This window comes from Actinomycetota bacterium (assembly GCA_030682655.1).
Classification (GTDB): domain Bacteria; phylum Actinomycetota; class Coriobacteriia; order Anaerosomatales; family JAUXNU01; genus JAUXNU01.
Genome location: JAUXNU010000173.1, coordinates 25,424 through 50,065, shown reverse-complemented (window position 1 = coordinate 50,065; position 24,642 = coordinate 25,424). Strand labels below are relative to the sequence as shown.

The window sequence follows — 24,642 nt, the reverse complement described above, 5'->3', positions numbered from 1 at the left end:
CGCCCCGTGATTTCACCTGCGCTTGAGTCCCTGCTTTCGGGACTCGCTAAGAAGCCCGGAGTCCACCATGCCGTGCTTGCGGTCGAGAGCGGCGATGGAGCCTTCGCTTGGGCTGGCGCGACAGGTGATGCGGACAACACCGGTCGTCCGATGACAGCCGACACCCCGTACTTCGTTGCGAGCGTCACCAAGCTCTACATCGCAGCGGTGGTGCTGCGGCTGGTCGAACGCGATGAGGTGGGACTGGATGAGCCGTTCGCCGCCTACCTGCCTAGTGGACTGGCAAACCGGCTACATGTGTTTGACGGTGCCGACCACACCGGCGCAATCACCGTGCGCCACTTGCTGAGTCACACGTCCGGCCTTCCTGACTACCTGGAGGACAAGCCGAGGACCGGACCGCGGCTGATCGACCGCATCCTTGCCGAAGGTGACCGCGACTTAGAAATCGACGAGATCTGCCGCACCGTAAGAGATGACCTCACGCCGCACTTTCCACCGCAGCCTTTGCTCACCGAACAGAGCGTGCGGGCGCGCTACTCGGACACCAACTTCGCACTTGCCATCGCGATCATCGAGGCGGTCTCCGGGCACGCCTGGCACGAAGCACTCGCGACGGAACTGCTCGAACCCCTCGGCCTACTGCGCACATGGGCGGCAGGAGTCGAACCGCCCGGGACGCCGACCGCGCCATCCGCGCTCTGGGCCGGCGGGGAGATGCTCGAGCTTCCTCGGCTGCTCAAGTCCCTGGGCGACATGTACAGCACCGTGGCTGACCAGTTCGCTTTCATGCGGGCGCTACTGAGCGGCATGGCGTTCGACGACCCGGCCACTGCCACACTCATGCAACAGCACTGGAACACCTTCGGGTTCGACCCGGGTACGCCCCGACTGCCGGGCTGGCCGATCGCCTACGGACTGGGCACGATGCGCTTCGCTTTGCCGAGGTGGCTGACACCCTTCGGTGCGGTGCCCGCGGTTGTTGGTCACACCGGGTCGACAGGCTGCTGGCTCTTCTACTGCCCCGAACTCGACATTTACACGTGCGGAGCAGTCGATAACGCGGCTGCTGGCGCTGTGCCGTTCCGTGCCGTGCCAAAGGTGCTCCGTGCCGTCGCCAAGGAGTGCGAATCCTAGGCCTTCGCGGCTGATTGGCGACCGCACGGGGCCGTGGGTGTTGGGTACACGCTCCGCAGGAGGGCGTCTTGGTCTCGTTCGCTGAGGGGTGAGCATTCGTGGGAGTTGCGTGTTAGGGGCGCGTCTCGAAGGCTGTTCTTATCGGCATGCTCGTGGTCTTGATGTGCTCAATCCTCGTGCAGCTCACCGCTCCTGCCGCCGTGCTCGATCTCGACGACGAGGTCATCCCCGGCAAGCCGTTCACGAGCGGGGGCACCGACACCCTGAGCGCGGCCAAGCCGAACATGGTACACCGCATCTACCTTCTCGCCGGTCAACAAGGGTTGCCTCGTGTTGACCCGGCCGACGTCGCTTCCGGCTCCGAGCGGAACCTTCCTGAGAGAGCACACGACAGCGACCGGCAGGGCGTTCGTCTTCGGCGGTGTCGCCAGCATCGACGCGGAAACACTAGGCGACATCAACGCCGCCCTGGTACCGTAGACGACGCATGCGATGGGCAACATCACACGTGCACGTGCGGCTGGCTGGAGGCTTCGCCTATGGGTGACGACGCATTGAAGGTCGCACGGGAGAAGGCCGCCGGGCTGGAGCCGGCTGCTGCCGCTGCCCGAATCGGGGCCGAATGGGACGCGGCGGGGCTCGCGTTCAGGCTGCCGTTCTTCGGCACGCTGGCGTCGGTAGCCTATCCGGCCTTCGAGGTCTTCCTCGGCGAGGCTCCCTCCCCTCCGCACGTCGCCGCGCTTCTCGTGTACTACCTGGCATTGTCGGACGGCTCGACGCCCAGCGGGACGTGGATCTCCTTCGCAGACCTGCCGGACGCGTCCTTCTATGTCACGGCGTTCCGTGGCTACACAAGCGCGCAGATCGTCCGCCGGTTCGCACCGCAGCCAGAGCAGCTCGCCGCCGCCGCCGAACGCCTCGGGGCTGAGAGCCTCCCAGGGCTCGCCGATCGCGCGTGGCGCATCCCGGCGCTTCCGAGGGTACCCGTGGCGCTGCTGTGGTGGGATGCCGACGATGAGTTCGGCACCCGGGCGGAGCTGCTCTTCGACTCAACGGCCTCGCACCATCTGACCACGGACGGATGTGCGATTCTGGGCTCGTGGCTGACGTCGCTCCTCACCAGGCAGCCGCCTGTTCCGCGAGAGCACCCGGCTGCAATCAACCGCCCCTGAGCGCCGTGTAGTACAGCATCCAACGCACGCCAAGGACCATGCATGCCACTGATATGACCGCCTGCCGACGGTCCCACCGCGTGAGTGTGACGCTTGTCGGCCACGACAGGTACCAGGGCAGGATCCCCGGTATGGCGAACAGAATGCCCGCGGTCGACCACAGGGTCCAGGCCGGCGCCAGACGCTCGCCCCTTCCCCGCCAGACCCAGACTGTCAGCACTGCATAGAGGAACACCACGAACACGACGCCGGCACGCATGGTGGTGTCTCCCGACGATCGCGTGTTGTACATGGCGCCCAGGCCCCAGAGTGTCCCGGGCCCTGTCCAGAAGGGCAGAAGCGCCAAGAGTACGGGGGCAAGAACGAGCACCCCGGACACGGCAGTTCGTCCCGCCGCCCTTCTCCACGACATCCGCCTGACCATCTCAAGGACCAGCCAGGGCACGATCGCCAGACTCACGAACTTCACGCCGACTGATACGCCCAGAACCAGGAAGCCGAGTTTCCATGAAGAGCGCAACACCAGCGCAATCCCCGCAAGCATCAGTGCAACCATGAGCACGTCGTTGTGCCCGTTGCCCGGGCCCTCGAGTAGGAGCAGCGGATTGAGCGCGAACGCTACGAGCGCAAGGTCGGCGTGACGGGGGTCCCATACGCGAGCAATCGCGCGGGCTGACACGGCCCCTCCAATGAGAGCGGCGACCTCGACCAGCTTGAGCGCCACAAGCTGCGCGGGAAGCGCTGCGCTGCTCAGGAGCCACGCGATGCCCGAGGAAAGAAGCGTCCACACCGGGCCATAGACGCTTGGGAGCGGAGTGGGGTAGTGGACTGCAGCAACATCTCCCTGTCGCGCAATCTCCTGGAGTGAGTGGACGTACGGATTGAGATCGTACAGCGCACCCATCCGGGCGTACCCGAGGTACGCGTACAGGTCGTGCGATAGCGAAGGCGGGAACAGGAAGGCAAGCACGACCGCGAGAGCAGCCGCCACCGCCAGGATCCTCATCGGCCGGGTGATACCGCGCCGCAGCCCTGAGTACACAACGAGCGCGTAGCCGATCCAAACAACCACAACGATTGCTCGAAACGACCACAGGAACGTCTCGACGCTCATCGGCATCGGGAATCCACCGCCCAGCCACTGTGCCCACTGCCGTGCCCCGGGCGGGTTGATCGAGCCCGGATAGCGCGACGAGATGGGCATCACGTACTGCAGGGCCGCGAGCGACAGCAGTCCGAGGACTACCATCGCCACCCCGAGCACCGATCCACCGCCCCGCTCTTCACGGCGCGCGCGAACGGTCGATGAAGACCCTCCCACTACCCCTCCCCTAGCCTCGATTCCCCACGAAGGACTCCGATCCGGTCCTGAAGTCCAGAATCCGACCCAGTGTCACGATATCGCATCCGTCTGAGCGTCGCCTGGAGCGTGGTGGCGACCCCAGAGTGCCCCGGGGGGTCTTCCCGGGTGACTTCCGCCTGTCTCCGGGCGCGACAAGACGCGCCCCTGCTGGGTGGCGCTTCGTGTCGGGGTCGCTGACCGGGATGCTCAGCCCGTGGGCAGCGCTCTGAGTCGCGCGAACGCGCCGATGATCGCCGGCCCCCACTCCCACCCTCGCTGGAGTCTGAGCTTGAGTCGCCGGGACCCCGTGCGGATCCGTCCTGCGACGTGGAACAGGCGGTATCTCAGAGTCTCGGGTCCGGCAGTGGCCAGGGAGGCTCCTTCGAGCAGGAGCATCTTGGTCCGGGCCACGAGATCGCGTCCCATGAGCGCGAGCTGTAGCCACGCCTCGTTCTTGGGGAAGCTGTGGAAGGGCATGTTGCGCAGCCCGCTCGCCTTGGCGCACCTGATCGAGTCCTCGATCGCCGCCCGGCTGCGGTGCGGCTGCTCGAGGCGTGCGATACGCGAGCCCTTCTGATCGGTGAGCGTGACCTGGAAGCGGTGACCGTCGTGATCGGTGAGGCTGAGCTGAGCACCGGGGTGCGGGATCTCACGTCTGCAGATCGCACGCGTGCCCTGTGGCCAGCCCGGCAGGCCGATGGAGAGTCCAGCGGCCCATGCACCGCCGCGAGGAACGCCGGCGGCGTCGAGCGCGGGGATCCAGGCGCTCTCGGGCGGTGCGAGTATCGCGTCACGCACACGGCCTGACAGATCGCACCCCACCGTGAAGAGAGGCCCTCTCTCCACCACGGCGGAGAGGAAGGCGTGCGTGGCGCCGGCCGAGTCGCAGCGCACGAGCGTACCGGGACGCGCGAAGCCCGCGGGCAGCTGGGCGAGTGCCGCGTCAAGCACCTCGATGTGGTCTGCCGCGGTGTTGGCTCCGGCGTTACCCGGCCGCAGTATCCCTGCGAGAGCTTCTCCCGTGGCGGCCCCGAAGCACAGCAGAGGGTGGAAGCCGTATCCGCCCTTGTAGGTGCCCGCGGCGTACCCCTTGTCCGAGTGCGAGGTGACGATCGTGGCGTCTATGTCGAGGATCACGCGCCCGGGAGCACCGGCCAGCCTCCACACACGGGCACGCGAAGCGGCCCGCGCATCGCACACGCGCATGAGCATCGTCTCGTCCATGCGCTCGATGCAACGTCGGGCCGTCGTGTCTGAGGCCACCGGTCCGAAGAGCCCTCCTGGTCCCGGAGCGCGCCCAGATCGGTGAGGCGGTCCCCACCGCCGGCGAGCATGACGGCGATGTCTCGCACTATGCGCCCGGGCTCGTGGGCGACATTCCGGGAATGCACGCGAAGGCCTGAGACGAGGCTGGCGGTCAGGCCGATGCGATCACAAAGACCGGTGAGCAGAGCGGTGCCGGCGCGAGACGTGAGGCCCTCAGCGTCGCAGGTGACTTCAACAGGGATGCGAACCGTGGTAGCTTTCACTTGTACGGTGACCTTTCTTGTGGGGACTTTGGCTGTGTCGTGACTACCATTATCCCAGCTCAGAGGTCACCGTCTTCTACTTCAAGCAGAAATCCCGATTGCTTCGTGGGGTCGAGGCTAAGCACTCAAGTATCGGTCCTGGACATACGCTGGCGGCGAGGATACGCTCCCTCCGGGGGAATGTCCATGCACCACGAACGGGGAGGAGTACGTGCTATGCAGAGAAAGTCACGATTCCTGCTCGCAATCTCGGTCTGCTTCATTCTTGCGGCAATGCTGTCACCGAGTGTGGCGCTGGCCAAGCGGGCGACAAACTACGGCTACGACTGGCAAGTGTGGCCCTACTACAACGTCGACATGTACGACGCCGCAGCACGTTCGGCCTACTACCAGCAGCTCAAGGGCTACACGACGATGGACCGGGACCGAGGTCTAGGTCTCAATATCTACACCAAGCTGGCCGGGATCGACGCCTACAACTACGACATCATCAACGTGATCAGCCATGGCGGCTATTTCGGTCTCGCTGCTCGGCCAAAGGACGACTACGCCTTCAAGATGAGCTGCCTATATCAGTCGAGCTATGACTGGGGCGTTCATGGACACAGCATCGGAGTCCGCTACGAGACGTGCGGGGGCTACATGCGGGTGAACACGCTGTCCAGCGTCCCCTACGTGAAGTGGATGGTCCTCCAAGGATGCGACACAGCCTACGGCACGACGAACATCGCTAGTGTGTGCTGCGCAGAGGGTGTGGACACCACGGTGGGGTTCTACGACACGATCTACTTCGGTGGAGTGGGGACGAACGGCAAGTCGATCCAGTACAACTTCGCTGCGCGCTACTGGAAGACACTGTACGAGGGCGGCTACAACAGCGAAGCGATGGATGATGGCAGAGACCAGGTACTCCTGTACAACGGGAGCTACTACGGCTACCAGTACCATCGGGCCTACGGCATAAACGGAAAGATATAGGAGGCCGGGCATGAAGATTTCCTTGAGAGTAGTCACCGTGGCAGCCCTGTGCCTTGCTGCTGTCATCGGATGCGTGTCCGCGCTGCAGGCCCGCCCCGAGTTTTCGGCCGAAACCATGGTCCAAGCTCGAAACCTCTCCGGAAGGGGGAGCATGAGCCTCGTTCGCCCTTCGATACCGGTCTTCGAGTCGGGAGAGCCTATGAACGGCTTCGTTGACAAGGATTCCGGCGACGAGTTCTGGGCCGAGGAGTCCACGGGCCAGGTGCGCCGATACGCAAACACGGCAGCCTACGAAATGGCCGCAAAACGCGATGTCGACTCGGTCGATGACCTCGGCGAGAAGGCGATCGGAGCCAAGGCGCGAGGGTACATGGACAACAACCTCGGCCACTTGCGCGCCACTCGAGGCACGATTGACGTGGAGAGGATGGACGGAGGCAACGAGGTCTCCTATCTCGTGCAGTACCGCGAGTACATCGGACCTGTCCGGACGTTCAACTACGCCTGCATGACGTTCACACCGGACGGGATCCTTCTCTCGACCAGCGTCCAGGACTTCGAGGTCGAGGCTGATCTCAAGCCCACAGTCTCCGAGTCGGAAGCACTCAAGAAGGTTGCCGACGCCTTCAAGCTGAAGATCTGGTCCGATGAGAACTGCGAGCTCACGGTGACCCGCTCGCTCGACGGCGCTCAGAGACTGTGCTGGGCCGTGAGACTCCAGACCGGCAACGCGGACTTCGGTGGATCCTATGTCGGCATCGTCGATGCGCACGACGGATCGATCGTAGAACTCTGTCAGTGATGACGCCTCGACGCTTGCGACATGTTGGACTGGCCCTGCTTGTTCTCCTTGGTGCATCCGGATGCACCACACGATCGAGCGCGGCGGAGAACGGGCTTCCCGTGCAACAGGCGACATCGGACAACATCGCGACAGCGGAAGCAAGCGCGACCGCTCGATTCGCTTGCTTGCCGATGGCACCCGGCACACAGCTCGTGCGAGCGGAAGTGGACCCACAGTCCGCAACGACGAGCATCGGCATCGAGGTGTTGGATGGCCGTGAGCTTGCCGTGCTGGATGTATTCAAGTTGTTCGCCGCAGCCCATGAGCAAAGCACCGGTCCGGTGAACGTGCTTGTTGCAGCAGCCCATGAAGACGGCACTGCACACACAACGGTGTACGCGTGGGACGGTGTCGAGCACGTGGACCGCATGGAAGGTGAGGCGGACCGTCCCTTCGGCATGGCCGCGCTCTTCCAGAGTGGCTACATCGACGGGGTCACGAACCAACTCGTTGAAGATGTCTCAGAAGGATTGAAGGAACCACCGGACATCGTGCCGGTGGAAGGCACGGCTGAGTGATAGACGCGCTTGTCCGACCCGCTCCGTGCGCAATACAGTGCGGACGGAGCGGGTCTCGACATGTGATGACGAACTGGACCACGCCCCAAGCCCTCTGCATTCCGCTTCTCCAGGCGCGGTGTCGCTTGGGTGACGGAACCGACCGGAGTGGAACGGAGTCGCGATGCACACGCGAAGAACGATCGGACTCATAGTCGGAACGCTACTGTTCCTGGCGACTGTCGCCTGCAGCTCACAGCCCGATACGATTGCGCTCGTAGGTCGATGGGTTCAGACGGCGGAGATCGTCGATGGCTCCGAGCAGCCGGTCACGCAAGATGACGCCCAGACTATCGAGTTCCGCGACGACGGAACCGCCGACTACCTCGGTGGTGAAGCTCGCTGGTCCATCACGAGTGACGGCAACATCTCACTCACGATCGGCGACGGGGGCTCGCTACAGACGCACCTCACAACCCACTACGAGCTGACAGACGATCGTCTCGTCATCGACGATTACTTAATCTATGAGCGGATGTGACGCGACGCCGTCGCGTGAAGAGCCCGCCTAGCACTCCCCCGTGAGAGACACACACGTGCCAGCCTCGCCTGCGACAATCCTCTCGATGTCGTCGAGACTGCCGATCGCGGCCGGCTTGCCCGTCTCTCTCACGAACCGGATGGCCGCCTCTACCTTGGGCCCCATGGAGCCCGCCGCGAACTCGTGGCGCTCGAGTTCCTCGGGAGTGACATGCCGAAGAAGGCGCTGATGCGGCGTACCCCAATCCGCATACACGCCTTCGGCATCGGTCGCCATCACGAGGAGGTCCGCGCCGAGATCCTTGGCGAGTAGGCCGGACGCGAGGTCCTTGTCGATCACGGCCTCCGCACCCACGAGGGTGCGCGTCCCGTCCGGCAGGTAGGCCGTCGGGATCCCACCACCCCCTGCACAAATGACGACGGTCCCCTTCTCGATGAGCCATTTGATGGGATTGAGTTCGAAGATCAGCTTAGGCTCGGGAGACGCGACCACGCGGCGCCACAAGTCCCCGTCCATCTTGAACGTCCAGCCCTTCTCGGACTCGAGGCGGTCGGCATCCTCTCGGCAGTACTGCGGGCCGACGAACTTCGTGGGGTTGTCGAACGCCGGGTCGTGCGGATCGACTTCCACCATCGTGAGCATTGTCGCCAGCGGCTTCTCGAAGGGCAGGATGTTGCCGAGCTCCTGCTCGATCATGTAGCCGATCATGCCCTCGGTCTGGGCTCCCAGGACATCGAGCGGATACGGGTCCGTCGCGTCGTACGCTGCCGCTTGGAGGGCAAGAAGCCCGACCTGCGGCCCGTTGCCGTGAGCGAGCACGAGATCGTGCTGACCGACGAGGGGCGCGAGAGATTTCACCGCGGTGCGAATGTTCGCGCGCTGAGCGTGTGCCGTCATCGGCTCGGAGCGCTTGAGCAGCGCGTTCCCGCCGAGTGCCACCACGATCGTCATCTTGCCCATGCTGCATCACCTTCGCTTGCTGAAGCGCGACGGTCGGACGTATCCACACTAGGCGCCAAGGATAACCTGTCAACGCGAATGCACGACAGACAGGCGTTGACACCATGCTCTTGTCGTGTCTATATACTCGGTAGCTAGATACTCCGCATATAGGGGGCTGCTCATGAGTGTGAAGCACGGACTGCTGGCGATGCTGAACAGACGCTCGATGCACGGCTACGAGCTGGGCCGCGAACTCGAGGACGAACTCGGCCCGTCCTGGGCCGTCAACTACGGCCAGGTCTACACCACACTCGAGCGCCTCGCGCGCGACGGGTTCGTCGTGCAGTCGGAGACCGTCTCGACCGCAGAGGCTCCCGACCGCAAGCTCTACACCGTGACGCCCGCCGGACGGGCCGAGCTGCGCCGGTGGTTCCTCGCCCCGATCGAGGGGGTCGGTGTCGGCCGAGATGAGCTGTACGCGAAGATCCTCCTCGGCCTGACCGCGGAGATCGATATCGACGACGTCATCCACGTCGAGCGCAAGGCACAACTGCGCCGCATCGGGCAGCTGACCGAGGCCAAGGAGCGCCTAAATCCCGACCTCGACCTCGCCGCCGTCCTCCAGCTCGACATGTCGATCATGAAGACCGACGCGGTCATCCAATGGCTGGACTCGGCGGAGTCGAAGATACGCGCGGCGGTGGCGAGCCAGGCGAGCGGCCTCAAGAACGACGCCACCCGCGCGCTCACACCGCGGCGTGATGCAGCCACCCCATCGGACGCCAAGGAGAGGGGCCGCAGATGAGCGTGCTCAGAGACATCTTCCGGCGCAAGGCACGATCGATCCTCACCATCACGGGGATCGGCGTGGGGGTCTTCGCATTGGTCGTCCTTGGCGCGGCAGCGGAAAACTCGAACGTGTACGTCAAGAACCTGACGGGCTACTACGACGACGTGATCGTCGTCGTGGAGAAGAACGATGCGAACCTGTGGGGCATGACGAACGGCAACCGCCCGGTGTCCGTGGCGGCTGTTGACGAGATACGCGCGTACCCGGGGGTCCGCACAGTCAGCCGACAGGTCAATCTGCTCCTCGAGAGCGAGTACATGTCCGCGATTCCGCCGATGGTTCTGAGCATGGAGGCGGGTGGTGAGGACTACGCGAGCTTCGCGCTGGCCGAGGGCCGCGGACTCAAGGAAGGCGAGCGCGGCGTCGCCATCCGGGGATCCGATATCGCCAAGCAACTGGAAGTCGCAGTGGGCGACACGACCGACATTCGCGACGAGGAGTTCGACGTTGTGGGCGTCATGGACCGAACCTACGTCAACCTCGTCGACTCCGCCGCCTACGTCCCCCTGGCCGATGCGCAGCAGCTCTACTTCGCTTCGCTGCCGGAAGCATTCCAGGCGGGCGTCAAGCCGGAGGACATGGTCCTGCAGATGAACGTGTACGTGGAGCCCGGCGAGGACACCGACGCCATCGCCGAGGAACTCCAACGCGACATCGAGGGAATACATGCGACCGGCCCTGACGAGATGATGAAGACGGTCAACAACATCATCGCGCTGTTCAACACGTTCGTCTGGACCATTTCGGCGATCGCTCTGATCGTCGGCGGGTTGTCCATCGTCAACACGATGACGATGTCGGTCTCGGAGCGGACGCGTGAGATCGGCGTGAAGCGCGCGCTCGGTGCATCGCGATGGCGGATAGCCCGAGACGTTCTCTCCGAATCGGCAGTCATCGGCGGGCTTGGCGGGCTTGGCGGGCTGGCGGTGGGCGGGCTCACGGTGCTTGCGTTGAACTCGGCCATGATCGCGGCAACCGGCACGACCGCGCTCGTGCTGACAGGACGCCTCGCCGTCGGCGCGGTCGTCTTCGCGGTGGTCCTCGGCACGATCGGTGGTCTCTATCCCGCGCGCTACGCATCACGCCTGGAGCCTGCGACCGCGCTCGCCTACGAGTAGGGGGAAGACGGATGTCAACAATCTCGGTTCGTGATGTCGAGCAGCTGTTCCACATGGGCAAGCGCAACGTCGTCCACGCGCTCAGGGGGACCACGCTAGAGGTCGGCGACGGCGAGTTCGTCGCGGTGATGGGACCTTCCGGATCGGGCAAGACGACGCTTCTGAACGTGATGGGGTGTCTCGCGCGACCGACCGCCGGCCACGTCCAGATCGACGGACGAGACCTCACGAAGCTCAAGGTCGGCGAGCTCGACAAGATACGCGCCAAGGAGATCGGCTTCGTCTTCCAGGGATACAGCCTCATCCCCACGCGCACCGCCCTCGAGAACGTGATGCTGGCCGCCGAGTACGCCGGCATGCCGCGCGCAGAGCGCCGACAGCGCTCGGTCGAGGTGCTCGAGGCGGTGGGTCTCGGCGACCAGATCGACCAGCTCGCCGCCGAGCTGTCCGGTGGCGAGCAGCAGCGCGTAGCCGTCGCCCGGGCACTCGTGAAGAACCCGACCGTGGTTCTGGCCGACGAGCCGACTGGAAACCTCGACTCCGTCAGTGCCGAGGAGATCATGGTGCTGCTCAAGAAGCTGCGCTCCGACGGTCAGATCGTCGTGATGGTCACGCACGACTCCCGGATGGCCGGGTACGCGGACCGGATCGTCTTCTTGAAGGACGGGCGCGTGGTCGACGAAGAAGCGATCCGCTAGAAAGGCCGCCTCCCGACGCACACGAAACACCCGCAAGGCGCCCCCCCCCCGCACTCGAGGAGCGGGCGTCACAGACACTCCACAACTCCATAAGCAACGCGATGGTTACGGGAGGTTGCGTTGGGTTGCCTTGGCGCGCAGACTCCGGCTTCGACGTACGCCACCAGCAATCAGAGAGCACGCAGAACATGCCGAGAGATACCATCAAACGACGCCGCCCTACGAGGGTCGATGTCGAGTCAATCAAGCCCCGGGTGGAGCAGGCCGTCTTCGGATTCGGCTTCCTCAACCCGATGCTGGCCCTGCCCCAGATCTACAACATCTTCGCCCTCAAGCATGTGGCGGGGCTCAGCCTTATCACCATCGCTGCCGCGCTCGTGATGTCACTCCTCTGGGTGGCGTATGGCGCACTGAGCAAGCAGTTGGTCGTATGGGCGACCAGCGCGGTCTGGGTGATTCTCAATGGAGCCACCCTCATCGGCGTGGCGATGTTCGCTCACTAACCTCGATATTTCACGAAGCACCTGACATTCACGCCTGAAACAGGCGACGGTGGCCCTTTGAGCTGGGATAATGGGAGTTGCGAGACGCCCTGAACCCCGCAAGAAAGGAACACCGTCTTGGTGAACGCTACCACTACCGACGCCCGCTTTGAAGTCACCTGTGACATGGAGGGTCTGACCTCTCGTGCCGGCACCGCCCTGCTCACCGGTCTTTGTGACGCGATCGGTCTTACCGCCGGCCTCGTCGGCGCGCTCTCCGTCCACTCCAGAAGCGTCCGTCACGAACCCGGCCGCATCGTGCGCGACATCGCGGTGATGCTCGCCGACGGCGGGGACGCCCTGACCGATCTGGGCGCGCTACGCGACCAGGGCGTGCTCTTCGGCGAGGTGGCCTCCGACGCCACCGCGTACCGCTGCGTCGAGCGTCTCAACGAGGGCATGCTCTCCCGGCTGCGAGACGCGCGCGCCGGTGCCCGCGCGCGCGTCTGGGGCATCGCAGGCGCGCCGGAGCGCGTGATCCTCGACATCGACGCCACTCTTCTGACCGCGCACTCCGAGAAGCAGGGTGCGGCTGGCACTTACAAGCGCGGCTACGGCTTCCACCCGCTCACGTGCTTCGAGGCCTCCACGGGAGAGGGACTCGCCGGTATCCTGCGTCCGGGCAACGCCGGGTCCAACACCGCGAGCGACCACATCGCCGTCCTCGATCTCGCACTCGCCCAGCTGCCGCGAGGCGCGAGTGGTCCGGGTACGCTCGTGAGATGCGACTCGGCGGGAGCGACCCACCGTTTCCTTTCCAGGGTGGTGGAGCTGGGGTTGTCGTTCTCTGTGGGGTTCGACCTCACGGAGCGCGTGCGCGAGGCGTGTCTGGCGGTGCCGGACAAGGCGTGGAGGTCCGCGCTCGGCTCGGACCGCGAGACACGCGAGGGCGCGTGGGTGGCAGAGCTCGACCTGGATCTTTCGACCTGGCCGAAAGGCACTCGCGCGATCTGTCGCCGCGAGCGTCCGCACCCGGGGCGCAGCTCACCTTCTCAGACGACGACGGACACCGCTTCCAGGTGTTCCTCACGAACCAGAAGGGCTCGCGTATCGCGCGCCTCGAGCAGATACACCGTCAGCGCGCCGCGATCGAGGACTCGATACGGTGCGCCAAGGCGAGCGGGCTTCGCAACCTGCCCTTCCGCTCGTACGCGATGAACGCGGCGTGGCTCGAGCTCGTGCTCCTGGGATGTGACCTGCTGTCCTTCATGCGGACGCTGCTGCTGTCCGGCACCGATCTGGCGAAAGCCGAGCCCAAGCGCCTGCGGTACCGGTTGCTGCACGTCGCGGGCAGGATCGTCTCCCATGCGCGTGGGGTACGTCTGCGTCTTCCGCGTTCCTGGCCGTGGGCACGGACGCTCGTGATCGCGTTCGAGAGACTCAGGGCGCTTCCCTCGGGCTGAGCGAGCCCCTTTCGCACATCAGGATGCAGAGCGAATCACCAAGGTTCGCTGAATCACGCTCTGGAACAGGCATACATCGACGAAGAAGACCCCCTCGGTGGCCCCGGCGGCCCGAGTACGGCCAGAGCGGCCTTCAGGCGCATGCGATATCGTGGCAAGGGACCCGATTCTGGACTTCGGGACCAACCTGGAGACCTTCGTGAAATATCGAGGCTAAGCCGAGGCGCCGCGAGGAGGAGGAGCTCGGCCCATCTCGCAGCGCACGCATCACTTCACGTCGGGCTGGACCCCCACCTCGATATCGACCACGGCCCAGTCGGTGCCGACGCCGTCCTCCCGCAGCCACTGCCTCCGCCCCACGGTGAACGTGGATGAACCGACCTGGTCCGAGCCGGATGGACCCGGTGCGCGCAACTCGCTCACCTCGAACCGGTAGACGCCCGGTTTGATCTGCACTGGTGTGCCGATGGAGACGTTGCGGATGTTCTCCTTGGCGATCCACTCCCAGAGAGGCTGCAGCTCCGGCGAGGCATCGGGCGCGACGAACGGCAGTGCCGTGCTCATGTCGGGACCGGGCGCACCCGCCAGTCCGATGTAGACCTGCTCGGCGACGCTTTGGAGTTGGTCCTCAAGCGGCACCCCACCCCCGGCCGTCTTGCCCGAGAACTCGGCCTCGATCGCTGCGGACGCAAGCCAGGAGCCTCCGACGTCGAGGCCGACTGACGCCGCACCGACGATGAGAGCGACCGCGACGAGCGCGACGACGAGCGCTGCCGTGATGCGACGTCGCGGAGCGAGTCCCATCGCCCCGAGCTCCTCGATGCGCGCAAGCCGCCAGAATCCCGGGGCGCGAACGACCGCCAAGCCCGTGAGCGTCATCCCCGGGCTGAGCGTGCGTCCGCCTCGCCTCCACGGTCGCCAGATGAAGAACGGCCAGGCCAGCGCGACCAAAGCCAGCGCGATGGCGACAACGATACTCGCCGCGCGCGGCTGACCGAACCATGCAGCGACGTAGAGCGGTACAGCCACGACGGCCGGGAGCGCAAGCCCAATCGCCATGTCGATGGGAGCGGCGAGACCGAGACGCCACCACACGCCCGTCGACATCCCCGCCGCAGCGTCGAGCCCCCGCTCTGCCAGGATGCCGCGCGCGAGTTCCGCCGGCTCGCCAAGGCGTCCGGCCTCGATCGCGGCGACCTCCGCGTCATCCCCCGCCGCCTCGGTCAGAAGCGAGCGAATCTCTGCGACCAGGTCGTCCGTGTCCTCGGCACCGGCCGCAGAAAGTTCCACTCGCAACCTGGATAGGTAGCTCTCAACAATCTCGGATACCGAGCGTGTCATGCGTTCTCCCCCTTGAGGGTCTCCATAGCCTCGCCAATGCGCTGCCACTCAACCTGGGCCCGAGTCAGGAATTCGGCGCCATCGGACGTGAGTTCGTAGTACTTGCGCGGGTTGCCCGGGGCGTCCGTCTCCCACGCTGCCGCCACGAGACCGTCGGTCTCGAGCCGCTTGAGCACCGGATAGACCGTGCTGAGCCCCGCCACAAGATCGCCAAGCTTGTCGAGCTCCTGCACGATCCCGTAGCCGTGCAGGCGACCACGACTGCTCAGCAGCTCGAGAACGAACAGCTCGACGATGCCCTTGCGCGTCTGCGCGAGCCAGGCGGCTAGTGGGTCCACGCGGCCTCGTCCCCGCCGGGGGCCATCTCCATGGGCTCGCGTCCGAAGCGACGCCAGCCGATCGCGATACCCGTCGCGATGGCCACGCCCAGAGCCGCCAACGCCGCCCACCGCGGTTGTGCGCCGAAGGACACGGGGATACTCCACAGCGTCGTGAACCCGCTCGCGAAGAGCAGCGCACTCCCGAGCCACGGCAGCCGCTCGGTCGCGTACAGACCGCCCACCATGAACGCGATCGCAGCCCCGATTCCAACGAGTACCGCGATGAGCGGGGCGAACGTTCCGATTTCGCCACTGGGCTCCATGAGCGCCCAGAAGACCGCCGAGGCGACGAACGACGCCATCAGCCCCCCGAGCAGCGCGCCGTACAAGCCCTGCAGTTCCGACCGACCCTTCGTCTCCGACATGACGTCCCCCTCGTCTCCAGCGTGTGTGCGCACGCGCACGCGCGTCTCGCTCAGATCCACTACGCCAGAAGCTCTCGCATCGCCGCTCGCCACACCCTCGGAAGCCGTTCCTGCAACAGCTCCGGGCGCCCGATGCTCTCGCCGATCATCCTCGTCACGAACGGGCGCGCGACCTCCATGATGTCGATGTCCGGATAGAGACGCCGCGCGACACCTTCGACGGTCGCGAGTGACTTCACGAGCAGCCCGTAGCCTCCCGGGATCGCAATCCCGTTGCGCCTAAGCAGGCCGAGGAATCCGAATCCGAAATGGCGGAAGTCGGTGCTCCCGCCTCCCATGGTCCGGTCGAGCAGCTCGCCAAGCTCGCGGCGCACCGTCGCGACCTTCTGCGGCGGGACGACGACACCGAGGTTCGCCGAGTAGCGCAGCGCGCGGTCGGCATCGCGGTAGACGAAGCCGGCGAGCACCTGCGCGATGTCACCTCGCTCGGCGTCCGTGAGGTGTCCCACGATGCCGAAGTCGAGGTAGGCGATGCGGCTGTCGGGAGTCACGAAGAGATTCGATGGATGCAGGTCGGCGTGGTAGCGCCCGTAGAGCATCACCTGTCGCATGAAGGCGGTCGCGCCGTGCACGGCCAGACCGTGCGCGTCCACTCCCGCCAACTCGGCCTCGCTGAGTTCCGACAGCCGCCATCCGTACATGCGTTCCATCGTCAGCACCTGGGGAGCGGTACGCATCCACACGATGCGTGGCACGACGATCTTGGGGTCGGGACGGAAGTCGAACGCGAACCGGTCGGCGACACGGCCTTCCACGCGCAGGTCGAGCTCGCGTTCGACGGACGACGCGAACTCGTCGAGCAGCGCGCCGAGGTCGACGCCGCGCAGGAGCCTCCGCACGAGCGCCGTTGCGGCGAGACGTCGGGCCTCGACGATGTCTCCACGCAGCGCATCCGCCGCTCCTGGACGGATGACCTTGACGACGATCTCGGAGCCTGCCGGGAGTTCGTCGCCCCATACGGGACGGTATGCCTCGGCAAGCGTGGCTGCGTGCACCTGCGCCACGGACGCGGTCGCGAGCGGCGTCTCTTCGATCGACGCGTAGAGCGCGGACACCGGCGCACCAAGGCTCGCCTCGATGACGGGTGCGAGGTCGGAGAACGGGACGGGGGCCACACGGTCCCGCAGCCGCTCCATCTCCCCCGCAAGCTCATCGCCGAACTCGTCGGGCCGCACGGAGATCATCTGACCGAGCTTGATGAACGCACCGCCCAGCTCCTCGAAGGCACGACGCCACTCGGCGGCAAAGATCGCTCGCCGCGCGGGCGCGGACACGAGGCCGAGACGCGAGCGGACGGTGCCGCGTACCGCGGCGGCGAGCAGCGTCCGCGTGATGCGGATCGAACGCGCGGACACGGGGATCACGCCCCCTTGGCGCCGACGTGTGAGGCGATCGCATCGAGCGTCGCCTGCATCTGGTCGATGCGCCCGCGCAACTCGGCAACCTCGAAGCGAACCTCGTCGAGACGCTCGTCCTGCGGGCTGGCGGCTTCGTCGGCTCGACCCGAGGCGATCTGCTCCTTGAGGCGCGCTTTCTCCTCGGCGACCATGGCCATGAACCCGTCGGTGAAGGCATCGGGGCCACCCGACATGCCCTCGCCGGCGACCGCCTTGCCCCGCTCGACCGACTGCACCATCAGGTCGTCGGCCTGGTCGTGTGTGAACATCCACAACGCGAAGAACTTCATGGGATCGAAGTCCGCCATCTGTACCGCCCCCTCGGATCAAACAGCGTGTGCATGTGGCGCCTGATCGGTGCCGTTGCCTAAGTATTACGCAATACGTAATAGCATGCAAGACGTATTAGCCAAGGACATGCGAGTGCGTGTCGTACACTGTTTTTGCGCGTGACGGAGTGTTCGAGAGGGAGCCCGTACATGAGACTCGAACGACTGCTTGCACGGCTGATCGCAGGATTTCTGCTGGCAGCAGCGGTGATCTCACTCACCGCGCCCCCCGCCCTTGCCAAGTCATTCGCTATCGACGAGGTCGATATCCGCGCCACGGTGCTCTCGGACGGCTCGATGCGCGTTTCCGAGACGCGCACGTTCAACTTCAAGGGCGACTTCAGCCGCGTGTACTGGGATCTCAAGAAGAAGCCCGAGCAGGAGCTTGAGATCCTCGCCGTCGCCGGCCCTCCGCACGAGACCGCCTACAAGCGAGTGGGGCCACCATTCACGGCTGCGGACCGGCCACCCGGCATGTACGACGTGTCACCAGGCTCGAGCAACGCGCATGTCGACGTGTTCTTCCAGGGCGCCGGCAAGCTCACATTCAAGCTGGACTACGTTGTCATGGGCGCTGCCACACGTTGGGCCGACACCGGCGAACTGTACTGGCAGTTTGTCGGAAGTGGGTGGGAAGAGGGCGCGCGCTCGGTGCACGCAGAGGTCCTCATGCCGCCCGGCGTCACCACCGACACACTCAAGGTCTGGGCGCACGGTCCTCTCAACGGCTCGGTGGGCATAGAACCGGGCGACGCGGATGCCGCAGCGTCGGCGACTTCGGCCAAGATCGTGGCGGACGTGAAAGACGTCCCCGCGCGCACCTTCGTCGAGCTGCGGGCAGCATTCCCAGAGGCCGCGCTCGAACAGGCTCCGATCGAGCGGACCAACAACCTCCCCATCATCCTGGGCGAGGAGAAGGCCTGGGCCGACGAGGCGAACGCGAAGCGAAGCACGGCCCGCTTGCTGGTCGGCGGTTCGTGGGCGGTGGCACTGCTCGCAGGCGTGTTCTCCATCGCCTGGGCGATTTGGGCCTACCTTCGGCACGGACGCGATCACAAGATCGAGTTCAAGGGCGAATACTTCCGCGACATCCCTTCAGACCTACCACCCGCAATGGTAGGAGCCCTGATGCGCTGGGGAATGGTCACGCGCGCGGACCTGAGCGCGACACTCCTGGGGATGGCGGACGACGGCATCATCACACTCGAGCCGGTCACGCAACAGGTGGCCGGACCCGCAGGTGCTGGCGCCCGTGATGAGCAGACGTACCGGATGACCCTGAACCGAGAGAAGGCTGGCAGCGCGAACGATGTTGCCGCCATGCTCTCCCGCTTCATCTTCGCCACGGGCGACTCGATCACACTGCTGGAACTCAAGGCGCGTGCCGAATCCGACCCTGTCGGCTATGGCACCGGCCTCCGCGATTGGTACGACGTGACGAGCACACGCGCCGAGAAGCGTGGCTGGTTCGAGACACGTGCTACCGGGTGGATTATCGGAATGTACCTGGTCGCCTTCGTCTCGACGGGTGTTGGCGTCGTCTGCAGCCTCGTGGCGTTCAACATCCTCCTCATGGTTCCCGCCCTCGCAGGAGCCGGAACACTCGTGTTCTTGGCACCCAAGATGGGACGCCTCTCCGCCGAGGGAGCCGAACTCCATGCGAAGTACAAGGCGCTCGAGAGGTTCCTGAGGGACTTCTCGCGGCTACACGAGGCACCACCGGCGTCAGTGATTCTCTGGAACAAGTTCCTCGTACTGGCCGTGGTCTTCGGCATCGCCAAGGAGGTCATCAAGCAGCTGAAGACGACGATGCCTCACATCCTGCAAGACCCCGACTTCGCACTCACCTACTGGTGGTTGGAGAGCGCCGGCCGGGACAACAGCTCGCCGAGCGATGCGTTGTCGTCCACCTTCGACGCGCTGACATCCAGCTTCGCGACGGCTACCTCGGTGGCCGATTCGGACATGTCGAGCGACATCGGCAGCGGGGGTGGCTTCTCCGACGGCGGGGGCGGAGGCGGAGGCGGCGGAGCCGACTGACCGCGGCCCGCGCAAACACAGTCGCGCGTCCAGAACTTCGAGTTCACGAAGAGGTCTTCGACTTCCGTGCGCGCCCAGGGCGTCTTGCGAAGGAACTTCAGCGACGAGTTGATACTCGGGTCGCACTTGAAGCAGTTGACGTTGATGCGCTTGGCGAGCCCGGGCCATCCGTACTTGTTGACCAGCTTGCGCAGGATCATCTCGAGCGTGACGCCGTGGAGCGGGTCGTTCGACGGCATGTCCGCCATGGCTCTTCCGCTCCTTCGTGTTCGAGTCGTACTTCGGGTCGTGTCGCCGATTGTACCCGCCGCGCGCGCACGGACTCGCATCTTCGGCCGAGCGCTAGTCCGAGTAGGACGAACGCGAACGACACGCTGCCAAGCGGCTCCGGTTGGTACACTAGTCGGCATGTCTCATCGGCGAACAATCGACCTGGTTCGCATCATCGCGATCGCGGCGTGCCTCGTGGGCCTGGGCGCAATGGCGGCGATGGCCGCGCCCTCGGCTGCCCAAACGTCGGCGGACCGCGCGGCCGTTGAGCGGGCCGTGAAGCAGTACGAGGCGGCGAAGACGCGATCAGCGCGAGTCGACGCTCGCATCGCAGAGACTTCCGCAGATCTCGACGGCGCCGTCGCGGAGGAGAAACAGGCCCGAAACGCGCTCCGCTCACGGGTGCTGACGATGTACCGTTCCGGCGACGCCGACTTCATCTCGGTGCTGCTGGGTGCCTCGACGGTCCAGGACTTCGCAGCGCGCTGGGACCTGTTGGCAAGGATAGCCAGACAGGACGCTGTGAATCTTCGAACCCTGAAGGCCGCACGCGCCGAAGCGGAGCGATCGGCGGAGCAGCTGATCGACCTTCAGTCCGAGGAAGCCCGTGCACTCGATGCGATGGCCGACGAGGTCGCGCGCGCGAAGAAGAAGCTAGCCTCGAGTCAGGCCGCGCTCCGAGAGTACGAGGCGAGAACGGCCGCAAGCGCCGCGGCACCCGCTGCGACTGCCCCCAAGCCCGCTGCCGAAGACCCGACGCAGAAGCTCAGCGGCTCCGGCGCCTGGCAGACCGCCGTCGCATCGCATTACGGACGCGACTTCTCGGGACGTGGAGCGAGCGGCGAGGAGATCGGCCCCTACTCGATGATAGTCGCGCACAGAACGCTGCCATTCGGCACGCTCATCGAGTTCGAGTACGAAGGACGGCGGGCAGTCGCCCGCGTCGCCGACCGCGGCCCGCACGCAGAAGACCGGGAGTTCGACCTTGGCCCCGGCGTGGTTCGGGTCCTCAACTTCAGTGGCGTGCACGAAGTCCGGTACCGCATCATCTCGCAGTAGGAGCGCCGCGAAACCGTGTCATGTCCGCGCCGTGGAAAGAAGTAGGAGACATGGAAAGGAACGAGCTTCTGCCGGTCTCGATCGTCGCCCGGGACCTCGATGACGCATGGTTCCAGGTCATCGATGCCATCATGACCCACGGCTACCGCTACGAAGTCGAACGCGGAAGCTACGAGGGGACGGATCGGATCGAGCTGGACTTCGCAACGGTGTACGTGAAGGACCCGGGAGGCGGTCCGCTGCTGCCGATCATCCCGGAAGGTCTCGGCATCCCTCCCCTTGCCGACGAGGACTACGTGAAGTGCGAGTACTTCCCGGGCTACCTCATGAGCGACAAGCTTCAATCCAACGAGGAGTACACCTACGGTCAGAGGATCATGTGGCCGGTGACGGACGACCTCCTTGGCCTGACACTCCCGCAGGTCGAGTGGGCCATCAAGATGCTCCGGGACTCTGGTGGCAACACCAATCAAGCCACGATCGAGATCGGCCGCCCGGAAGACATCACCGTCCACGACAACACTGGGACCGCCTACGACCCGCCCTGCATGCGGCTCATCGATTGCCGGGTGCGCTACGGAAAGCTTCACCTCGTGGTCTACTTCCGCAGCTGGGACGCCTGGGGCGGCTTCCCGGTCAACATGGCCGGCTTCGAGCTGCTCAAGCAGTACATGGCCGAGGAGATCGGCGTCGGTTCCGGGAGCCTGATCGGCGTGTCCAAGGGGCTGCACATCTACGGACACGTGGAGGAGATCGCCAAGATCCGCACGCACCGGAAGTAGGTGACGGCCGCTCGGCCTGACGAGTTGCTCTCCCGTACGGGTCTTGACAGGTCGCTGAGTGGGGCGGCGCATCCTGTCTGCAAGGACTGTTGAGGTTCAAGCATAGGGAGTCCCGCTTCATGAGCAACACGCACTCGGAGACTCGTCTCCGCAAGCTTCAGCGCGACACGTTCGGGTACTTCGTCGCCGAGGCGAACCCGAACAACGGGCTCGTTCGCGACACGACGCGCCCCGGCTCCCACTCCAGCATCGCCGCAGTAGGACTGGGGCTCGCGGCATACACCGTCGGGGCCGAACGCGGCTATGTCAGCCGGTCCGAGGCGGCAAAGCGCGTGCTCACCACCCTGCGCTTCTTCCGCGATGCGCCACACAGTCCTGAGCGCGATGCGACGGGCTACAAAGGCTTCTACTATCACTTCCTCCTCATGGACAGTGGCCGCCGGGCGTGGAAGTCGGAGCTGTCCACTGTCGACACCACGTTTCTCATCGCGGGCGTGCTCTCCTGCGCCACTTTCTTCGATCGCGACATCGCGAGGGAACGAGAGATCCGCGACATCGCGGAAGACCTGTACCGACGCGTTGACTGGAACTGGGCGCGCAACGGCAGCACGGCAGTGACACACGGCTGGAAGCCCGAAACGGGGTTTCTGCGATTCCATTGGACCGGGTACAACGAAGCCCTCCTGCTCTACGTCCTCGGTCTTGGATCTCCGACCCATCCTCTTCCGGAGTCGAGCTACGACGCGTGGCTGAGCACCTATCTGTGGAAGAAGCTCTACGGACAGGAGTTCGTGTACGGCGGCCCGCTCTTCGTCCACCAGCTCTCGCACGCGTGGGTGGACTTCCGCGGTATCCGGGACGCATACATGCGCGAGCGCGGCATCGACTACTTCGAGAACAGCCGACGGGCAACCTACGTTCAGCGCGGCTATGCGATCAGGAATCCGAAGGGGTTCAAGGGCTACAGCGAAGACATCTGGGGCATCACCGCGAGCGACGGACCCGGACCCGCGACCCAACGGGTGGACGGTCGGAAGCGACGCTTCCTCGACTATCGCGCACGGGGAGTCCCCTGGGGGCCCGACGACGGCACGATCGCCCCATGGGCGGCCATCGCGTCGCTCCCGTTCGCCCCCGAGATCGTGGTGCCGGCGATCGAATCTTTCCAGGAGCGGTACCCCGACATGGAGAGCGTCTACGGCTTCACGTGCAGCTTCAACCCCACGTTCGAGGCTGCCGAGGACGGACGTGGCTGGATCTCGAGGGGCTACTACGGTCTCGACCAAGGACCGATCGTGCTGATGATCGAGAATCACCTCACCGGCTGGTTCTGGGATCTGATGAAGCGGTGCCCATACGTTGTCGACGGATTGAGTCGGGCAGGGTTCCGCGGCGGATGGCTGTCGTGCGGTCAGGCTCACGGCACGCTCGGCGCACCGCGGCCCGGAGACCTCATGGGCCTCCGAGCCACAGAGCAACGTCCGCTCAGAAGACGCGAGACCAGTGCTCGCTGTGAAAACGCTTGTAGCTCCGGAAGAAGCGTTTCGCTTTCGTCTTGTACAGAAGGAGATCGACTGTCGTCGTTTCTCCTGCCACAACTGTCACCGGCGTAGCGTCTGGGTACAGATCGCGCTGACCGCGAGCGTTGCGCCCTTGTCTGTGATCGCGCTGACCGAGAGTGTCGTCTCGGGCACCGAATCGGTGTCCAGGTCCGCCTCGGCGGGCTGTCCCTCGGTCAGCTGGTAGGTAGTGGGTGAAGACGATACAACGATGGTGGCCGAGGACCCGGTGACCGAGAGCAAGTCGGCCGTGTGCGTCTCGCCCGCGTAGTCGAAGTCGACAGGTGTGCCGACGCGCAACTCGACCTCGGCGCTGGTCGCCGCGGTGCCGCCACCTTCCGTGGTGCCGCCGCCATCCCTGCTGCAGGATGTCGGTCCACAGCCGACGAGCGTGAGCGCAAGTGCAAGCAGCAGTGCAAGCAAGGTGGGCGAAAGCGCGCGCCGCATAATTTCTTGGCGGATTCACACCCACACATGTGTCACAAGATCCCTTCTTCTCCACCCGGCCCGGCGAGGTGGCGCGTGCACAGACGCAGCGGCCGACAAGGTCGCGCGCGCGAAGAGGGATTCGACTCAGAAGCTGGGTGACTCCGAGGCGCGGGAGACCGCGGGTTCAGTTTGGCCCCGGCGTGGCTCGGGTGCAGAGACCTACTGCTCGACGCCAGGTGAATCGGGGAACTGGGACGGATCCGGCACCGCCTTGGCCGCCTTCTCGAACAGCCCCAGGTCTATGTGGCAGTACCCGCCCGGATTCTTGTCGAGGTAGTCCTGGTGGTACCCCTCGGCAGGGGTGTAGCTCGTGAGGGGTCCCGCCTCGACGGCGATCGGCCGGTCGTATCGCTCTTGGAGCTGGGTGAGCGAGCGCTCGATGATGGGCTGGTCCGCAGGGTCAGAGTAGTAGATGCCGCTGCGGTACTGCGTGCCCACGTCGTTGCCTTGCCGGTTGAGCGTGGTCGGATCAATGGCCTCGTAGAAGAGATCGAGCAGGAACGGGAGCGGCGCTACCGCCGGTTCGTAGTCTACGCGCACGGTCTCGGCGAAGCCGGTTTGGCCCGTGGTCACGTCCCGATACGTAGGCGAGTCGATGGTGCCGTTGGCATAGCCGGACTCAGCGTTGACGACACCGTGAACGGAAGCCATGAGCTTCTCCACGCCCCAGAAGCAGCCGCCCGCAAGATAGATCGTGGCCATACCCTCGCCTCCCGCCGTGGTCGATGATGTGCTCGCGTCTACACTTCGCTCTTCAGTATCGATGGTACCCAGCGACGAGCACCCCGAGAGCGGCAGCGCGAGCAGCAGCACCGCCAAGGCAAGCACACATGCAGCCGAGCGCCACAGACGGCTCACAGCACCACGCCCTTTCCGAGGAGACTCCTCGGACATGGAAGCAAATGCCGTGCAGACGAGCAAACCGCCAGAGGGCGTGAAAGGAACGTGTATGCGGGAACGTACTCATGGGAGGTGGAG

The 24,642-nt window shown here is 65.1% G+C and carries 26 protein-coding genes and 2 pseudogenes; 16 read left to right on the top strand and 12 right to left on the bottom strand.

The window, feature by feature from the left end:
* Positions 1-6: 6 nt before the first annotated feature.
* Complete coding sequence (locus Q8K99_11450) at positions 7-1,137, top strand: serine hydrolase domain-containing protein (GenBank protein ID MDP2183168.1); 1,131 nt, start codon at positions 7-9, stop codon at positions 1,135-1,137.
* Between the two features lie 167 nt (positions 1,138-1,304).
* On the opposite strand, the gene Q8K99_11445 is transcribed toward Q8K99_11450, so the two are convergent.
* Positions 1,305-1,595 carry a hypothetical protein gene (locus Q8K99_11445; GenBank protein MDP2183167.1) on the bottom strand — a complete coding sequence of 97 codons (291 nt, stop codon included), beginning with the start codon at positions 1,593-1,595 and terminating at the stop codon, positions 1,305-1,307.
* Between the two features lie 81 nt (positions 1,596-1,676).
* Between Q8K99_11445 and Q8K99_11440 the strand changes: the two genes are divergently transcribed.
* On the top strand, positions 1,677-2,309 hold the full coding sequence (locus Q8K99_11440) for a DUF3786 domain-containing protein (GenBank protein ID MDP2183166.1): 633 nt from the start codon (positions 1,677-1,679) through the stop codon (positions 2,307-2,309).
* On the opposite strand, the gene Q8K99_11435 is transcribed toward Q8K99_11440, so the two are convergent.
* Positions 2,296-3,630, bottom strand: coding sequence for a hypothetical protein (locus Q8K99_11435; GenBank protein ID MDP2183165.1), 1,335 nt, complete (start codon positions 3,628-3,630; stop codon positions 2,296-2,298). The genes Q8K99_11440 and Q8K99_11435 overlap by 14 nt on opposite strands.
* Before the next feature lie 228 nt (positions 3,631-3,858).
* Complete coding sequence (locus Q8K99_11430; GenBank protein MDP2183164.1) at positions 3,859-4,914, bottom strand: IS1380 family transposase; 1,056 nt, start codon at positions 4,912-4,914, stop codon at positions 3,859-3,861.
* A 482-nt stretch (positions 4,915-5,396) separates the two neighbouring features.
* Here Q8K99_11430 and Q8K99_11425 point away from each other — a divergent pair, with 482 nt between their 5' ends.
* The 4 genes from Q8K99_11425 (at position 5,397) to Q8K99_11410 (ending at position 8,040) form a co-directional block, all read left to right on the top strand.
* A complete protein-coding gene (locus Q8K99_11425; GenBank protein MDP2183163.1) occupies positions 5,397-6,158 on the top strand; it encodes a hypothetical protein in 762 nt (253 codons plus the stop codon).
* A gap of 10 nt (positions 6,159-6,168) precedes the next feature.
* A complete protein-coding gene (locus Q8K99_11420) occupies positions 6,169-6,960 on the top strand; it encodes a hypothetical protein (GenBank protein MDP2183162.1) in 792 nt (263 codons plus the stop codon).
* Positions 6,960-7,520 (top strand): hypothetical protein, encoded by a 561-nt coding sequence (locus Q8K99_11415; protein ID MDP2183161.1) that lies wholly within the window; start codon positions 6,960-6,962, stop codon positions 7,518-7,520. The genes Q8K99_11420 and Q8K99_11415 overlap by 1 nt, the downstream gene beginning before the upstream one ends.
* 163 nt (positions 7,521-7,683) lie before the next feature.
* Complete coding sequence (locus tag Q8K99_11410; protein MDP2183160.1) at positions 7,684-8,040, top strand: lipocalin family protein; 357 nt, start codon at positions 7,684-7,686, stop codon at positions 8,038-8,040.
* A 27-nt stretch (positions 8,041-8,067) separates the two neighbouring features.
* Here the strand turns inward: Q8K99_11410 and arcC are convergent, their stop codons facing one another.
* Positions 8,068-8,991, bottom strand: a complete 924-nt coding sequence (gene arcC / locus Q8K99_11405) for a carbamate kinase (protein MDP2183159.1) — start codon at positions 8,989-8,991, stop codon at positions 8,068-8,070.
* Between the two features lie 172 nt (positions 8,992-9,163).
* On the opposite strand from arcC, the gene Q8K99_11400 reads away from it, so the two are divergent.
* The 6 genes from Q8K99_11400 to Q8K99_11375 all read left to right on the top strand — a co-directional run bounded on the left by Q8K99_11400 (position 9,164) and on the right by Q8K99_11375 (position 13,593).
* Positions 9,164-9,787 carry a PadR family transcriptional regulator gene (locus Q8K99_11400; GenBank protein ID MDP2183158.1) on the top strand — a complete coding sequence of 208 codons (624 nt, stop codon included), beginning with the start codon at positions 9,164-9,166 and terminating at the stop codon, positions 9,785-9,787.
* Positions 9,784-10,950: an ABC transporter permease gene (locus Q8K99_11395; GenBank protein ID MDP2183157.1), complete on the top strand. Its 1,167-nt coding sequence runs from the start codon at positions 9,784-9,786 to the stop codon at positions 10,948-10,950. Before Q8K99_11400 ends, Q8K99_11395 begins: the two co-directional genes overlap by 4 nt.
* A gap of 11 nt (positions 10,951-10,961) precedes the next feature.
* Positions 10,962-11,648, top strand: a complete 687-nt coding sequence (locus Q8K99_11390; GenBank protein ID MDP2183156.1) for an ABC transporter ATP-binding protein — start codon at positions 10,962-10,964, stop codon at positions 11,646-11,648.
* Positions 11,649-11,836: 188 nt separating this feature from the next.
* Entirely contained in the window at positions 11,837-12,151 is a 315-nt protein-coding gene (locus tag Q8K99_11385) for a PQ-loop repeat-containing protein (protein ID MDP2183155.1), read from the top strand.
* Positions 12,152-12,271: 120 nt separating this feature from the next.
* The gene (locus tag Q8K99_11380; GenBank protein ID MDP2183154.1) at positions 12,272-13,348 is read left to right on the top strand and encodes an IS1380 family transposase; all 1,077 of its coding nucleotides are present in this window, start codon (positions 12,272-12,274) and stop codon (positions 13,346-13,348) included.
* Positions 13,240-13,593 (top strand): transposase, encoded by a 354-nt coding sequence (locus Q8K99_11375; GenBank protein MDP2183153.1) that lies wholly within the window; start codon positions 13,240-13,242, stop codon positions 13,591-13,593. The genes Q8K99_11380 and Q8K99_11375 overlap by 109 nt, the downstream gene beginning before the upstream one ends.
* Before the next feature lie 267 nt (positions 13,594-13,860).
* Here the strand turns inward: Q8K99_11375 and Q8K99_11370 are convergent, their stop codons facing one another.
* From Q8K99_11370 to Q8K99_11350, 5 genes are read right to left on the bottom strand one after another with little or no spacing between them, the layout of a single operon-like run.
* Positions 13,861-14,934, bottom strand: coding sequence for a hypothetical protein (locus tag Q8K99_11370; GenBank protein ID MDP2183152.1), 1,074 nt, complete (start codon positions 14,932-14,934; stop codon positions 13,861-13,863).
* Positions 14,931-15,272, bottom strand: coding sequence for a PadR family transcriptional regulator (locus Q8K99_11365; GenBank protein ID MDP2183151.1), 342 nt, complete (start codon positions 15,270-15,272; stop codon positions 14,931-14,933). The genes Q8K99_11370 and Q8K99_11365 overlap by 4 nt, the downstream gene beginning before the upstream one ends.
* Positions 15,260-15,679: a hypothetical protein gene (locus Q8K99_11360; protein MDP2183150.1), complete on the bottom strand. Its 420-nt coding sequence runs from the start codon at positions 15,677-15,679 to the stop codon at positions 15,260-15,262. Before Q8K99_11360 ends, Q8K99_11365 begins: the two co-directional genes overlap by 13 nt.
* Before the next feature lie 59 nt (positions 15,680-15,738).
* Positions 15,739-17,094 (bottom strand): AarF/UbiB family protein, encoded by a 1,356-nt coding sequence (locus Q8K99_11355; protein MDP2183149.1) that lies wholly within the window; start codon positions 17,092-17,094, stop codon positions 15,739-15,741.
* 5 nt (positions 17,095-17,099) lie between these two features.
* Positions 17,100-17,444 (bottom strand): hypothetical protein, encoded by a 345-nt coding sequence (locus Q8K99_11350; GenBank protein ID MDP2183148.1) that lies wholly within the window; start codon positions 17,442-17,444, stop codon positions 17,100-17,102.
* A gap of 171 nt (positions 17,445-17,615) precedes the next feature.
* On the opposite strand from Q8K99_11350, the gene Q8K99_11345 reads away from it, so the two are divergent.
* A complete protein-coding gene (locus tag Q8K99_11345; protein ID MDP2183147.1) occupies positions 17,616-19,505 on the top strand; it encodes a DUF2207 domain-containing protein in 1,890 nt (629 codons plus the stop codon).
* A gap of 38 nt (positions 19,506-19,543) precedes the next feature.
* Here Q8K99_11345 and Q8K99_11340 read toward each other — a convergent pair.
* Positions 19,544-19,753 (bottom strand): annotated as a pseudogene (locus Q8K99_11340) (VF530 family protein).
* 160 nt (positions 19,754-19,913) lie between these two features.
* On the opposite strand from Q8K99_11340, the gene Q8K99_11335 reads away from it, so the two are divergent.
* The 3 genes and pseudogenes from Q8K99_11335 (at position 19,914) to Q8K99_11325 (ending at position 23,019) form a co-directional block, all read left to right on the top strand.
* Complete coding sequence (locus tag Q8K99_11335) at positions 19,914-20,834, top strand: septal ring lytic transglycosylase RlpA family protein (GenBank protein MDP2183146.1); 921 nt, start codon at positions 19,914-19,916, stop codon at positions 20,832-20,834.
* A gap of 50 nt (positions 20,835-20,884) precedes the next feature.
* Positions 20,885-21,616 (top strand): thymidylate synthase, encoded by a 732-nt coding sequence (locus Q8K99_11330; protein ID MDP2183145.1) that lies wholly within the window; start codon positions 20,885-20,887, stop codon positions 21,614-21,616.
* Positions 21,617-21,735: 119 nt separating this feature from the next.
* Positions 21,736-23,019, top strand: a pseudogene (locus tag Q8K99_11325) (glucoamylase family protein).
* A gap of 198 nt (positions 23,020-23,217) precedes the next feature.
* Here Q8K99_11325 and Q8K99_11320 read toward each other — a convergent pair.
* Both Q8K99_11320 and msrA read right to left on the bottom strand, forming a co-directional pair.
* The gene (locus Q8K99_11320; protein MDP2183144.1) at positions 23,218-23,622 is read right to left on the bottom strand and encodes a hypothetical protein; all 405 of its coding nucleotides are present in this window, start codon (positions 23,620-23,622) and stop codon (positions 23,218-23,220) included.
* Positions 23,623-23,823: 201 nt separating this feature from the next.
* Positions 23,824-24,366, bottom strand: a complete 543-nt coding sequence (gene msrA, locus Q8K99_11315; protein ID MDP2183143.1) for a peptide-methionine (S)-S-oxide reductase MsrA — start codon at positions 24,364-24,366, stop codon at positions 23,824-23,826.
* Positions 24,367-24,642: the final 276 nt, after the last annotated feature.